The organism is Streptomyces sp. KM273126 (assembly GCF_004337435.2).
In the GTDB taxonomy this organism is placed as follows: Bacteria; Actinomycetota; Actinomycetes; order Streptomycetales; family Streptomycetaceae; genus Streptomyces; species Streptomyces acidicola.
Map to the genome: position 1 here is coordinate 3,960,074 of NZ_SJXB02000001.1, position 13,851 is coordinate 3,973,924.

Annotated in this window: 6 protein-coding genes, 2 pseudogenes and 1 riboswitch; of the genes and pseudogenes, 1 reads left to right on the forward strand and 7 read right to left on the reverse strand. The window is 69.6% G+C overall.

The genetic code is table 11. The features are described 5' to 3' along the window. Nucleotides 1–43: 43 nt before the first annotated feature. The 5 genes and pseudogenes from glgB to E0500_RS17160 all read right to left on the reverse strand — a co-directional run bounded on the left by glgB (nt 44) and on the right by E0500_RS17160 (nt 9,648). Nucleotides 44–2,824, reverse strand: coding sequence for a 1,4-alpha-glucan branching enzyme (gene glgB / locus E0500_RS17140; RefSeq protein WP_181587031.1), 2,781 nt, complete (start codon nt 2,822–2,824; stop codon nt 44–46). A 53-nt stretch (nt 2,825–2,877) separates the two neighbouring features. Then, nucleotides 2,878–4,284 carry a maltokinase N-terminal cap-like domain-containing protein gene (locus tag E0500_RS17145; RefSeq protein ID WP_131572302.1) on the reverse strand — a complete coding sequence of 469 codons (1,407 nt, stop codon included), beginning with the start codon at nt 4,282–4,284 and terminating at the stop codon, nt 2,878–2,880. A gap of 126 nt (nt 4,285–4,410) precedes the next feature. Next, nucleotides 4,411–6,143 (reverse strand): annotated as a pseudogene (treS, locus tag E0500_RS17150) (maltose alpha-D-glucosyltransferase). Beyond that, nucleotides 6,140–8,229, reverse strand: a pseudogene (locus E0500_RS17155) (maltotransferase domain-containing protein). Before E0500_RS17155 ends, treS begins: the two co-directional pseudogenes overlap by 4 nt. Nucleotides 8,230–8,445: 216 nt before the next feature. After that, entirely contained in the window at nt 8,446–9,648 is a 1,203-nt protein-coding gene (locus E0500_RS17160; RefSeq protein WP_131561219.1) for a S8 family peptidase, read from the reverse strand. A 326-nt stretch (nt 9,649–9,974) separates the two neighbouring features. Here E0500_RS17160 and E0500_RS17165 point away from each other — a divergent pair, with 326 nt between their 5' ends. Further along, entirely contained in the window at nt 9,975–12,608 is a 2,634-nt protein-coding gene (locus tag E0500_RS17165; protein WP_131561217.1) for a glycosyltransferase family 1 protein, read from the forward strand. 12 nt (nt 12,609–12,620) lie between these two features. On the opposite strand, the gene E0500_RS17170 is transcribed toward E0500_RS17165, so the two are convergent. Both E0500_RS17170 and E0500_RS17175 read right to left on the reverse strand, forming a co-directional pair. Beyond that, entirely contained in the window at nt 12,621–13,313 is a 693-nt protein-coding gene (locus tag E0500_RS17170; protein WP_220140530.1) for a polysaccharide lyase family 7 protein, read from the reverse strand. 121 nt (nt 13,314–13,434) lie between these two features. Further along, complete coding sequence (locus E0500_RS17175) at nt 13,435–13,749, reverse strand: multidrug efflux SMR transporter (RefSeq protein WP_131561215.1); 315 nt, start codon at nt 13,747–13,749, stop codon at nt 13,435–13,437. Between the two features lie 9 nt (nt 13,750–13,758). Continuing rightward, nucleotides 13,759–13,820, reverse strand: a riboswitch (guanidine-III (ykkC-III) riboswitch). Nucleotides 13,821–13,851: the final 31 nt, after the last annotated feature.

A 13,851-nucleotide genomic window follows, 5' to 3' on the forward strand; every position in this document is an offset into this window, starting at 1 on the left:
CCGCCCCTTGGACCGGGGTCGAAGGGACGACGGAGGGAAACAGTTACGCGGGGCGGAGCCAGAGCGTGGTGAGCGGGGGCAGCGTCAGACGGATGCTCGCGGGCCGACCATGACGGGGCTGAGGCTCGGGTTTGACGGGATGCGGGTTGCGGACGTCGCCGCCGCCGTACGCACCGGCGTCCGTGTTCAGGACCTCATGCCACGCCGGCACGTCGTCCGGAACCCCCAGCCGGTACTCGTGCCGCACCACGGGCGAGAAGTTCGACACCGCGAGCAACGGCGCCCCGTCCGCCGCGAACCGCAGGAACGCGAACACGTTGTCCTCCGCCGCGTCCCCCGCGACCCAGGCGAATCCCGAGGAGACGGTGTCCCGTTCCCACAGGGCCGGAGCCTCGCGGTAGACGGAGTTGAGGTCGCGGACCAGGTCCCGTACGCCCCGGTGGTCCGCCTCCGCCCCGTACGCCGGGTCCAGCAGCCACCAGTCCGGGCCGTGCCCCTCCGACCACTCCGCTCCCTGGGCGAACTCCTGCCCCATGAAGAGCAGTTGCTTGCCGGGGTGGGCCCACATGAAGCCGAGGTACGCGCGGTGGTTGGCACGCTGCTGCCACCAGTCGCCCGGCATCTTCGACACCAGTGATCCCTTGCCGTGGACGACCTCGTCGTGCGAGATCGGGAGCACGTAGTTCTCGCTGTAGGCGTACACCATCGAGAACGTCATCTCGTTGTGGTGGTACCTGCGGTGCACCGGGTCCTTGGACATGTAGCCGAGCGAGTCGTGCATCCAGCCCATGTTCCACTTCAGCCCGAAGCCGAGGCCGCCGAAGCCACCGGGACCCATGTGGTGCGTGGCACGCGTGACGCCGTCCCAGGCCGTGGACTCCTCGGCGATCGTCACCACACCGGGCTCACGCCGGTACACCGTCGCGTTCATCTCCTGGAGGAACGCCACCGCGTCCAGGTTCTCGCGACCCCCGTGCTCGTTCGGCGTCCACTGACCGGGCTCGCGCGAGTAGTCGAGGTACAGCATCGACGCCACCGCGTCCACGCGCAGCCCGTCGATATGGAACTCCTCGCACCAGTACACCGCGTTCGCCACCAGGAAGTTCCGCACCTCCCGGCGCCCGTAGTCGAACTCCAGCGTCCCCCAGTCCGGGTGCGCGGCCCGTACCGGATCCTGGTGCTCGTACAGCGGACGCCCGTCGAACTCCGCCAGCGCCCAGTCGTCCCGCGGGAAGTGCGCGGGCACCCAGTCCATCAGGACACCGACGCCGGCCTGGTGGAGCCGGTCGACGAGGTACTTGAAGTCGTCGGGGGTGCCGAGCCGGGCCGTGGGCGCATAGAAACCGGTGACCTGGTAACCCCAGGAGCCGCCGAACGGGTGCTCGGCCACCGGCAGCAGCTCCACATGAGTGAAGCCGAGGTCCCGCACGTACGCGGGCAGCTGATCCGCCAACTGCCGGTACGTCAGCCCCGGTCGCCAGGACGGCAGGTGCACCTCGTACACCGAGAACGGCGCCTCGTGGGCCGGGCGGTCGGCCCGGTGCGTCATCCACTCCGCGTCGCCCCACTCGTAGTGGGACGCGTGCACGACGGACGACGTGTCCGGCGGAACCTGGGTACGGCGGGCCATCGGGTCCGCCCGCAGGGTCCTCGTCCCGTCCGGCCGGGTGATCTCGAACTTGTACAGCTCCCCCTCACCGATCGACGGCACGAACAGCTCCCACACGCCGGAGGAGCCGAGCGAGCGCATCGGATACCCCGTGCCGTCCCAGAAGTTGAACGTGCCGGCCAGGCGCACACCGCGCGCGTTCGGCGCCCACACCGTGAAGCGGGTGCCGGTCACACCCTGGTGCACCATCGGCTCCGCGCCCAGCGCCTTCCACAGCTCCTCGTGCCGCCCCTCGCCGATCAGGTGCAGGTCCAGCTCCCCGACCGCGGGCAGGAAACGGTACGCGTCCTCGGTCTCCTGCACCGTCCCCTCGTACGCGATGAGCAGCCGGTACGACGCCGGAACGGCCCTCAGCGGCAGTACGGCCGAGAAGAAGCCGTCCCCGTCGTCGTGCAGATCGGCCCGCAACTCGTCCGTGACGACGGTGACCCCCAGCGCGTACGGCCGGAACGCCCGGAACACCACGCCCCCGGGCGCGGAATGCGCCCCGAGCACGGCGTGCGGCTGATGATGCGTACCACTGAGCAACCGCTCCCGGTCCCCGCCGTCCACCGCGGGCGAGAAGGGCACCCGCGGCTCGGGGACGGTCGGGGGCGGCTCACCGGGGCCCCGAGCGGCCCGGGGTTCGGGGATGGACGGGACGTCCGCGGTGGGGGCGGGCGGTTCGGGCGCGGTGGGCTCGGGGATGCGTACGACGGTTTCGGTGGCGGTGGCCTCCGGGACCGAACGCTCGGGAGACCGCGGGACTGCCTCGGCACCCTTCTTCGACGCCGTGGGCTTCTTCGCAGCAGCTTTCGCGACAGCTTTCTTGGCAGCCGTCTTCTTGACAGCTGTCTTCTTGGCAGATGTCTTGGCGGTGGCCGTCTTGGTGGCGGTGGTCGTCTTCGCGGCGGTCTTCTTGGGGGACGTCTTCGCGGTCGCCTTCTCCGCCGCTGACTTCTTGGCCGCGGTTTTCTTGGCCGCGGTCTTCTTAGTCGCGGTCTTCTTCGTCGCTGTCTTCTTGGCGGCAGCCTTCTTCGCGACGGCCTTGTTCGCGACGGCCTTCTTCTCCGCTGCCTTCTTCTCTGCGCTCCTCTTCGCCCCAGTGGTTTTCTTCGCGGTGGCCCTGCCTTCGGTGGCGTTCGTACTGTCGTCGGACGGGGGACGGGGGGTCACGGGTACGGCCTCCTCGGCACAGGCACAGGCATGGGCACGGACAGATCAGAGCGTCAGGGGGTGTCGTCGTTCGCCGCCAGCCGGCGTATCGCGGCCAGCGGCACCGGCAGCCAGTCGGGGCGGTGCCTGGCCTCGTAGACGACCTCGTACACCGCCTTGTCCGTCTCGTACGCGCGCAGCAGCACAGGATCGGTCCGCGGGTCGACCTCGGAGATCTCCGCGTACCCGGCGCAGTACGCGGCCCGGCAGAGGGGCGCCCAGTCGGGCTCCGTGGGGTGGTGGGCGTGGGACGCGTAGTCGAAGGAGCGCAGCATCCCCGCGACGTCCCGCACGATGGGCTGGGGCATACGGCGCTCGGTGAGCGATTTGGAGGGCTCGCCCTCGAAGTCAATGAGCGACCACTCGCCGTCGGGCGACCGCAGGCACTGGCCCAGATGCAGGTCCCCGTGGATGCGCTGGGCCGTCCAGGTGCGGCCCTCGGCCGCCAGGTCGGCCAGCGCCGCGAAGGCCGAGCGCAACCCGGGGGCGTACCGCCGCAGCGCCGGCACCGCCTGCGCGGCCGCGTCCAGCCGTTCCGTCATCCCGGCCACCAGCAGCTCCAGTTGGGGCCGCCCGAGCGTGACCGTCGGCAGGGCCCGCGCCAGCGCCGTGTGCACCTCGGCCGTCGCACGCCCCAGCGCCCGCGCCTCCGCGCCGAAGTCCTCTCCCTTGGCCAGCTCCCGCAGTGCCAGCTCCCAGCCGTCTGACGCGCCCTGCACGAAGGGCTGCAGCACGCCCAGGACGTAGGAGTCGTCGGAGGAGGCGAGGTCCGCCATCATCCAGCCCGCCGGGGCCGGCACCCGCGGGCACCCCTCGCGCGCCAGCACCAGGGGCAGCTCCAGATCGGGATTGGTGCCGGGCACGATCCGCCGCAACAGCTTGAGGATGAACGTATCTCCATACACGACGGACGAGTTGGACTGCTCGGACGTCACCATGCGGGGCACCAGCTCCGACCGGATCTCCTGCCGCATGTCCCGTTCGAAGCGCAGATCGCCCACGCGGGCCCGCGTCCGCAGTGCTTCGAGGAGCACATCGGCGGGTCGGGGGTCGTACAGCGCCTCGTACACCGTGCGCCCCGCCAGCGGCCCCTCCTCCAAGTGCCCGATCAGAGCGGGCGCGAGCCGTGGAGGCAGGGTCTCGCGTACCCCGATCAGCAGCTGGTAGCAGTCGGCCGGGTGCGCCACCGCGGTCTGGAGGGGTACGAGCGGCTGATGGGCCCGTACGAGGAGGTGGAGCAGCCCCAGCTTCGAGTTCACGGGCAGCAGTTCGGTGGCCGCGACCAGGGTGAACCCGGTGACCGGCCGGCCCTTGCCCGCGAACCAGCGCTGCCGCGGCAGCCACTCCCGCAGCAGCGGATCGAGAGACGCGAGAAGGCCGGGACCGGCCGTGCGAGCGGAGTGCGTAACGACTTCCGACATGGAATGCGTCCTTTCCGCGTCGGGTGGCGGAGGAGCGTCGGGTTGCGTGAAGGGTTCCCAGGGCAGGACGGCGGAAACCGTCCCGCCCTCATGGTGGCCAGATGCTGTGACCGGTAGTGCGTACCGCTACTCGCCGTGCTCCCGCCGCAAGCGGAACCAGTAGAAGCCGTGGCCTGCGAGGGTGAGGAGGTAGGGGAGTTCTCCGATGGCGGGGAAGCGGACTCCTCCGATGAGTTCGACGGGGTGGCGGCCGGTGTAGGTGCTGAGGTCGAGTTCGGTGGGTTGGGCGAAGCGGGAGAAGTTGTGGACGCACAGGACGAGGTCGTCGGTGGTGTCGTCGGTGGTGTCGTCGGTGGCGGGGGCTTCGCGGAGGAAGGCGATGACGGCGGGGTTGGTGGAGGGAGTTCGGTGTAGGAGCCGAGGCCGAAGGCGGGGTTCTGTTTGCGGATCTCGATCATGCGGCGGGTCCAGTGCAGCAGTGACGAGGGGGAGGACATGGAGGCTTCGACGTTGGTGACCTGGTAGCCGTAGACGGGGTCCATGATGGTGGGCAGGTAGAGGCGGCCGGGGTCGCAGGAGGAGAAGCCGGCGTTGCGGTCGGGTGTCCATTGCATGGGGGTGCGGACGGCGTCGCGGTCGCCGAGCCAGATGTTGTCGCCCATGCCGATTTCGTCGCCGTAGTAGAGGATCGGGCTGCCGGGGAGGGAGAGGAGCAGGGCGGTGAAGAGTTCGATCTGGTTGCGGTCGTTGTCGAGGAGGGGGGCGAGGCGGCGGCGGATGCCGATGTTGGCGCGCATGCGGGGGTCTTTGGCGTATTCGGCCCACATGTAGTCGCGTTCTTCGTCGGTGACCATTTCGAGGGTGAGTTCGTCGTGGTTGCGGAGGAAGATGCCCCATTGGCAGTGGGTGGGGATGGCGGGGGTTTTGGCGAGGATTTCTGAGACGGGGTAGCGGGATTCGCGGCGGACGGCCATGAAGATGCGGGGCATGACGGGGAAGTGGAAGGCCATGTGGCATTCGTCGCCGCCGGTCTGGTAGTCGCCGAAGTAGTCGACGACGTCTTCGGGCCATTGGTTGGCTTCGGCGAGCAGGACGGTGTCGGGGTAGTGTGCGTCGATTTCTTTGCGGACTCGTTTGAGGAATTCGTGGGTGGCTGGGAGGTTTTCGCAGTTGGTGCCTTCTGCCTGGTAGAGGTAGGGGACGGCGTCGAGGCGGAAGCCGTCGATGCCGAGGTCCAGCCAGAAGCGGAGTCCGGCGAGCATTTCCTGCTGTACGGCGGGGTTTTCGTAGTTGAGGTCGGGTTGGTGGGAGAAGAAGCGGTGCCAGTAGTACTGCTTGCGGACGGGGTCGAAGGTCCAGTTGGAGGCTTCGGTGTCGACGAAGATGATGCGGGCGTCCTGGAACTGTTTGTCGTCGTCGGCCCATACGTAGTAGTCGCCGTAGGGTCCGGTGGGGTCTTTTCTTGATTCCTGGAACCAGGGGTGCTGGTCGCTGGTGTGGTTCATGACGAAGTCGATGATGACGCGCATGCCGCGTTGGTGGGCGGCGTCGACGAATTCCACGAAGTCGGCGAGGTCGCCGAATTCGGGGAGGACGGCGGTGTAGTCGGAGACGTCGTAGCCGCCGTCGCGGAGGGGGGATTTGAAGAAGGGGGGCAGCCAGAGGCAGTCCACGCCCAGCCATTGCAGGTAGTCGAGTTTGGCGGTCAGTCCTTTGAGGTCGCCGACGCCGTCGCCGTTGCTGTCCTGGAAGGAGCGGACAAGGACCTCGTAGAAGACGGCGCGTTTGAACCACTCAGGGTCCCGGTCCTTGGCGGGGGTGTCCTCGAAAGTGTCCGGAACGGGCTCGTTGACGATCATATGGCGGGTGACCCTCCGATCTGCGGGTGGGACGGTCGCAGGACGGTCAGTACATGTGCGGGTGCCCGGCCGGGCTCCAGACGTACGTAGTTGTTCCTGCCCCAGTGGTAGATCTCGCCGGTGAGCTCGTCGCGCACCGGCAGGGACTCGTGCCAGTCCAGGCCGAGTTGCGGCATGTCCAACGAGACCGTGGCCTCCTGGGTGTGGTGGGGGTCGAGGTTGGCGACCACCAGGACCGTGTTCGAACCCGCACGTTTCGAGTAGGCGATGACCGCCTCCTTGTCGGTGTCGTGGAAGTGAAGATCCCGCAGCTGCCGCAGCGCCGGACTGCTTCGGCGGATCTCGTTCAGCCTGCCGAGCAAAGGCGCGATACTGCGCCCCTCACGTTCGGCGGTTTCCCAGTCGCGGGGCGTGAGTTGGTACTTCTCGGAGTTGAGGTATTCCTCGCTGCCCTGGCGCAGGGGGGTGTTCTCGCACAGTTCGTAGCCGCTGTAGACGCCCCAGGCCGGTGACAGTGTGGCGGCCAGTACGGCGCGTACCTCGAAGGCGGGGCGGCCGCCCTGCTGGAGGTAGGCGTGGAGGATGTCGGGGGTGTTGACGAAGAAGTTCGGCCGCATGTAGGAGGCCGCGTCCCCGGACAGTTCCGTGAGGTACTCGGTCAGTTCCTGCTTGGTGTTGCGCCAGGTGAAGTAGGTGTAGGACTGCTGGAAGCCGGTCTGGGCCAGGGTGTGCATCATCGCGGGGCGGGTGAACGCCTCGGCCAGGAAGATCACGTCCGGGTCGGTACGGTTGACGTCGGCGATGACGCGTTCCCAGAAGACGACCGGTTTGGTGTGGGGGTTGTCCACGCGGAAGATCCGCACCCCGTGGGCCATCCAGTGCCGCAGGACGCGCACCGTCTCGGTGACCAGGCCGTCCATGTCGGCGTCGAAGGCGATGGGGTAGATGTCCTGGTACTTCTTCGGCGGGTTCTCGGCGTGGGCGATGGTGCCGTCGGGGCGGTGGTGGAACCACTCGGGGTGCTTGTCCACCCAGGGATGGTCCGGGGAGCACTGCAGGGCGAAGTCCAGCGCGATCTCCATCCCCAGCGACCGGGCCTCCTCCACGAAGTCGTCGAAGTCGTCGAGGGTGCCCAGGTCGGGGTGGACGGCGTCGTGGCCGCCCTCGGGGGAGCCGATGGCCCAGGGCACGCCGACATCGCCGGGCTCGGGGGAGAGGGTGTTGTTGCGGCCCTTGCGGAAGGTGCGCCCGATGGGGTGGATCGGGGGCAGGTAGACGACGTCGAAGCCCATGGCGGCGATCGCGGGCAGCCGCCGGGCGGCGGTACGGAAGGTGCCGTGCGGGCACTCGGGCGTGCCCTCGGAGCGCGGGAAGAACTCGTACCACGACCCGTACAGGGCGCGTTCCCGCTCCACCAGCAGCGTCAACTCCTCCGAAGCGGTGACCAGTTCCCGCAGCGGATACCGCGCGAGGACCTCATCGACCTCGGGCGTCAACGCGCCCGCGAGACGCACAGCCGCCTGACGCGTCTCGTCCCGCAGCACGTCCACGGCCGTGAGGATCACGTCCCGCCGGCCCTCGTTCTTCGGCACTCCGGCCGCCGCCCGTTCGTACAGGCGCGCTCCCTCCTCCAGTACCAGGTCGGTGTCAAGGCCCGCCGGGATCTTGATGCGTGCGTGGTGCCGCCAGGTGGAGACCGGATCGCCCCACGCCTGGACCTGGTACGTCCAGCGGCCCTCGCGCGGCAGGGACACGGTGGCGCCCCAGCGATCGGTGCCGGGCGCCAGCTCACGCATCGGCGTCCACGGGCCCGTACGGCCCTCGGGGTCCTTCAGGACGACACTGGCGGCGACGGCCTCATGCCCCTCACGGAACACCGTCGCCGAGATCTCGAACTCCTCGCCCACGACCGCCTTGGCGGGGCGGCGCCCCTGGTGGACGAGGGGGCGGACGTCGAGGACCGGTATGCGTCCGATCGTGGGGGGTTCGGGTGCCGGGGAGGGCGGGTCGGCGCTCGGCCGGCGCACGGGGGTGCGGGGGTGGTGCCGGTCGTCGGGGGTGCTGACGAATGGTGCATGGCGGGCATGACCGCTCCTGTCCGCGTCAACGTGGGTGGGCGGATGAGGGTGTGGGGAGGTGGGGCCTGCGGGACGTACCGGAGGAGCCTTCCCACCCTACGCGGGTGGGCATTCCGGCACTTTGTTAACTACTCACGCGTATGTCTACACACAAGACCGGCCTCGTCCTGTGAGGGCGAGCCCGGTCCGTGCCGTGCCGCTCCGGTCGGGCGTTCGGCCTGGTACTAGGGGTTGTCGACCTGCAGGATCTTGTCCGGTGAGCCGAGGCCACGGCCCGTCACCTTGCCCGAAACAGAACGGTTGACGAGCGCCTGGCTCACCTGGGCCGGGGTGGCTCCGCGGTGGTCGGCGAGGTAGAGGGCTGCCGCACCCGTGACATGCGGGGCCGCCATCGACGTACCGTCGAAGGTCACCTTCCCGGTGTCGCTCCGGTGCGACGCGGAGGTGATCGCCACGCCGGGCGCGAACAGGTCCAGGCTCGAACCCCAGTTGGAGAAGCTCGCTCGCCGGTCCCTCTTGTCGGTGGCACCGACGGTGATCGCCTGCCTCACCCGGGCGGGCGAGTAGAGCCCCGCCGAAAGACCGTCGTTACCGGCCGCCACCGAGTACGTCACGCCGGACGCGATCGAGCTGCGGACGGCCGCGTCGAGCTGCGCGTTGCCGAAGCCGGCCAGGCTCATATTGGCCACCGCGGGCTTCCTCGCGTGCCTGGTCACCCAGTCGATGCCCGCGATGACCTGGGCGGTGGTGCCCCCGCCGTCGTTGTCGAGGACGCGGACGGCGACGACCTTCGCCTTCTTGGCGACGCCGTACTTCGCGCCCACGGCGGTGCCGGCGACGTGCGTGCCGTGGCCGTTGCCGTCCGCCGCGACCTTGTCGCCGCCCACGAAGTCCCAGCCGTAGGACGCCCGCCCGCCGAAGTCCTTGTGGGTGATCCGGATGCCGGTGTCGATGACGTAGACCGTGACGCCCTTGCCCGCCGACTCCGGCCATGTGTACGACTTGTCGAGCGGCGGGTTCGTCTGGTCGATGCGGTCGAGCCCCCAGGACGGCGGGTTCTGCTGTGTGTGGTCGTAGGCCACCCGGGTGTCCTGGACGACCGACGCCACGCGGGAGTCCGCCGCGAGCGCCCTGGCCTGTCCTTCGCCCACCCGCACGGCATAGCCGTTCAGGACCGAGCTGTAGGTGTGGCTGATTCTCGCCCCGTACTTCTCGGCGATGCCCTTTCCGGCCGCCGAGGGGGCCTTCGTTCCCCCCTTGAGTGTCACGATGTAACTGCCGCTCACGGAGCCGGCCGCGCCGGCGCCGAGTATCCGCCCCTGCGGGACGGCGTGCGCGGGCAGGGTGATGGCCGAAAGCACCGCGGCCGTGGCCGCCGCGGTCAGGCCTCCCGCCCAGCGCAGACGCCTGTTCGCCGTCTGTGCCATGTGTGAGTTCCCCTCCTCAACTCGACCCATGACGGCCGGAGTCAGCCCATTACAGCAGTGTCCGGCCGATACGACCCTGCGCAGCCTCTCGTGCGGTGCGAAGTACCACAAGGGCAGGTTTTGCGCCTGAACCGGCGCCGCTCTCGCGGACCTGGCTGGTCGCCGTCGTGGTTTCTCAGTTGATGGTTGCGCTCGGTGGCACTGGAGGGGCGCATCCAGCGAGGCGCCATGTCGTAGAGGCACTCACGCCGCTACGGTCGGGGGACGAAGGGGCGCACAGCGCGTGTGGCCCTCGGCCGCGTACGTCCTCGCGAAGGTGGAACCCAGTGAAGGCGATCCGCAGATTCACCGTTCGACCCGTCCTGCCCGAAGCCCTTCACCCGCTCAGCGACCTGGCGCGCAATCTGCGCTGGTCCTGGCACGCCGAGACCCGTGACCTCTTCCAGTCCGTCGACCCGGAGCGCTGGGCCTCCTCCGGCGGCGACCCCGTACGTCTGCTCGGCGGGGTCTCGATGGACCGTCTCGCGGAACTGGCCGAGGACCGGCGTTTCCTGCGGCGCCTGGCCGCCGTGGCCGACGACCTGCGCGACTACATGACCGGCGAGCGCTGGTACCAGACCCAGCCGCCCGGACTCCCGGCCGCCGTCGCGTACTTCTCACCCGAGTTCGGCATCACCGCGGCCCTGCCGCAGTACTCCGGCGGCCTCGGCATCCTCGCCGGCGACCATCTGAAGGCGGCCAGCGACCTGGGCGTACCGCTCATCGGCGTCGGCCTGCTCTACCGGCACGGCTACTTCCGCCAGACCCTGTCGCGCGACGGCTGGCAGCAGGAGCACTATCCGGTGCTCGACCCGCACGAACTGCCACTGGTGCCACTGCGGGAGGCCGACGGCTCCGTCGCCCAGGTCCCCCTGGCTCTCCCCGGCGGGCGCCGGCTCCGCGCCCGTGTCTGGCAGGCCCAGGTCGGCCGTGTCCCCCTGCTGATGCTCGACTCGGACGTGGACGAGAACGAGCACGGCGAGCGGGGCGTTACCGACCGGCTGTACGGCGGCGGCAGCGAACACCGACTGCTCCAGGAGATGCTGCTGGGCATAGGAGGAGTGCGCGCGGTCCGCACGTACTGCCGGCTGACCGGCCACCCGCAGCCCGAGGTCTTCCACACCAACGAGGGACACGCGGGCTTCCTCGGCCTGGAGCGCATCGCCGAACTCGGCGACCAGGGACTCGACTTCGACGCCGGACTGGAGGCGGTGCGCGCCGGCACGGTCTTCACCACCCACACCCCCGTCCCCGCCGGCATCGACCGCTTCGACCGTGAGCTGGTGGCCCGCCACTTCGGCCCCGACGCGGAACTCCCGCGCATCGACGTGGAGCGCATCCTCGGGCTGGGCATGGAGACGTACCCCGGAGGCGAGCCCAACCTGTTCAACATGGCCGTCATGGGGCTGCGCCTGGGCCAGCGGGCCAACGGCGTCTCGCTGCTGCACGGCCGCGTCAGCCGGGAGATGTTCTCGGGCCTGTGGCCGGGCTTCGACCCGGACGAGGTCCCGATCACCTCGGTGACGAACGGCGTGCACGCCCCCACCTGGGTGGCCCCCGAGGTCTTCCGTCTGGGCGTCCGCCAGATCGGCGCGCAGTGCACCGAGGACGCGATGACCGCCGACGGCACGGACCGCTGGGACGCGGTGGCCGACATCCCCGACCAGGACATCTGGGACCTGCGGCGGTCGCTGCGCGAGCAACTGGTGACGGAGGTACGGCGGCGGCTGTACGCGTCCTGGCGACAGCGGGGCGCGGGCACGGCCGAACTCGGCTGGATCGAGGAGGTCCTGGACCCGGACGTCCTGACGATCGGCTTCGCGCGGCGGGTCCCCTCGTACAAGCGCCTGACGCTGATGCTGCGGGACAGGGACCGCCTGATGGACCTGTTGCTGCACGAGGAGCGGCCGGTCCAGATCGTGGTGGCGGGCAAGGCGCACCCGGCGGACGACGGCGGCAAGCGGCTGGTGCAGGAACTGGTGCGGTTCACGGACGACCCGCGGGTACGGCACCGGATCGTGTTCCTCCCGGACTACGGCATGGCGATGGCCCAGAAGCTGTACCCCGGCTGCGACGTCTGGCTGAACAACCCGCTGCGACCGCTGGAGGCGTGCGGGACGTCGGGGATGAAGGCGGCGCTGAACGGCTGCCTGAACCTGTCGGTCCTGGACGGCTGGTGGGACGAATGGTTCCAGCCGGACTTCGGATGGGCGATCCCCACGGCGGACGGCACGGATCGTTCAGCGGTGGGGGAGGGCGACGACCGCCGGGACGACCTGGAGGCGGCGGCGCTGTACGACCTGCTGGAACAGCGGGTGACCCCCCGTTTCTACGAGCGCGGCCGGGGCGGCCTGCCCGACCGCTGGATCGAGATGGTCCGCCGGACCCTGACGCATCTGGGCCCGAAGGTGCTGGCGGGCCGGATGGTCCGCGAGTACGTGGAGCGCCTCTACGCCCCCGCGGCCCGCGCCCACCGGGAGCTGGCACCCGACGCGGCACGGGAACTGGCTGAGTGGAAGGCGCGGGTGCGCGCGGCCTGGCACCGGGTCACGGTGGACCATGTGGAGACGTCGGCCTCGACGGCCACGGCGGAGCTGGGGACGACGCTGGACCTGCGCGTGCGTGTCGGTCTGGGCGGCCTGGCCCCGGACGACGTGGAGGTCCAGGCGGTCTCCGGCCGGGTGGACGGGGACGACCGCATCGCGGACGCGGCGGGCGTCCCGCTGAAGCCGACGGGTGGCCCGGACGAGGAGGGCCGCTGGGTGTACGAGGGCCCGCTGTCCCTGGACCGCACCGGCCCCTTCGGCTACACCGTCCGCATCCTCCCGGACCACCGGCTGCTGGCGTCACGCGCGGAGCTCGGGCTGGTGGCGCTGCCGTCGGAGGACGCGGGGGAGGGGGCGGGGGTGCTGATGCGGTGAGGCGAGGGGCAGTTACTTGCGGTACAGGTGGATGTTCTTGATGTACGAGTCGGAGCGGGCCGACATGCCCTCCCGGCCGTACAGCCCGCACTTGAAGTAGTGCGTGGCCCGGCCGTGGTCCGGATAGCTCGCCTGGAACTGGCGGTTCACGAAGACGTGGACGACGCCGGCGGAGGTGTCGTGGACGACGTTGAGCCGCAGGTAGGTGTCGTACACGGGGGCGTGGATGACCTGGTCCGCGTAGTGGTAGTAGGTCAGGCTGTCGTGCGTGGCCAGCGTCATGAAGGCTGTGGCCCAGGACGAGCCCCCGAAGACCTGCATCACACAGACGTCGTGCGACCCGGCGCCCACCTTGATGTCGGCCTCGAACTGGGCCGCGCCGGAGGTGTACTGGTCACGGAAGCGGAGCTCGCTGCGCGGACCCGAGTCCTGGCCGGGGAAGGTGCTCGGGTCGCTGTCGTACAGCCAGAAGTGGTGCTCGCCGTCGGCACCGACCGTGTGGCGCGTCCTGTCGGGCGGTTGGTGCAGGTTGTAGTCGGCCGACACCTCCGTCCAGCCGCTGCCGATCGGCGCCGCCACGGTGTCGGTGGCCGACAGCCCCCAGCCGGCCAGGCCCAGCGCGGCTCCGGCCCCGCCGACGAGTAACGACCTCCTGCGGATTTCCTTGCCGCTGTCCACGCTGTCCACGCTGTCCACGCTGCCCATGGAGCATCCACTCCCTCATTGGTCCAGACCTGGCATGGGCATGCCTATCGCGTCCCGCTGGAAGGGTCAAGAAGCGAACCGGGGTGGGAAGGTCTCAGTGCCGAACCGGGGCGGGAAGGTCTCAGTGCGTCAGCTTCAGGCCGGCCACGCAGCCGACGATGCCGGCCAGCAGGAGCAGTTTCAGCAAGCCCGCGGATTCACCGTCGAAGAGCATGGCGTACGTCGCGGTGAGTACCGCCCCGATACCGACCCAGACCGCGTAGCCGGTGCCCACGGGCACCGTCCGGAGCGCGAAGGCCAGACCCGCCATGCTCAGCACCAGCCCGAGCACGAAAACGACGCTCGGCACGGGGCGGGTGAAGCCCTCCGATTTACCCAGTGCGGTCGCCCACACTGCTTCCAGTACTCCGGACACCACCAGAATGATCCACGCCATGACAGACTCCTCGCGTCGTCTTGTCATGACTGGGTACGGCGCACCTCGTCCAGGAGCCTGTCGGGCTCTGCCACCCACGATCGCACATCGCCCGGTGCCTCG

Excerpts from the sequence above, each read along its gene's own strand:
- E0500_RS17145 (WP_131572302.1), bottom strand. The coding sequence starts at position 4,284 with ATGTCGGAAGTCGTTACGCACTCCGCTCGCACGGCCGGTCCCGGCCTT.
- E0500_RS17160 (WP_131561219.1), bottom strand. The coding sequence starts at position 9,648 with ATGGCACAGACGGCGAACAGGCGTCTGCGCTGGGCGGGAGGCCTGACC.
- E0500_RS17170 (WP_220140530.1), bottom strand. The coding sequence starts at position 13,313 with ATGGGCAGCGTGGACAGCGTGGACAGCGTGGACAGCGGCAAGGAAATC.
- E0500_RS17175 (WP_131561215.1), bottom strand. The coding sequence starts at position 13,749 with ATGGCGTGGATCATTCTGGTGGTGTCCGGAGTACTGGAAGCAGTGTGG.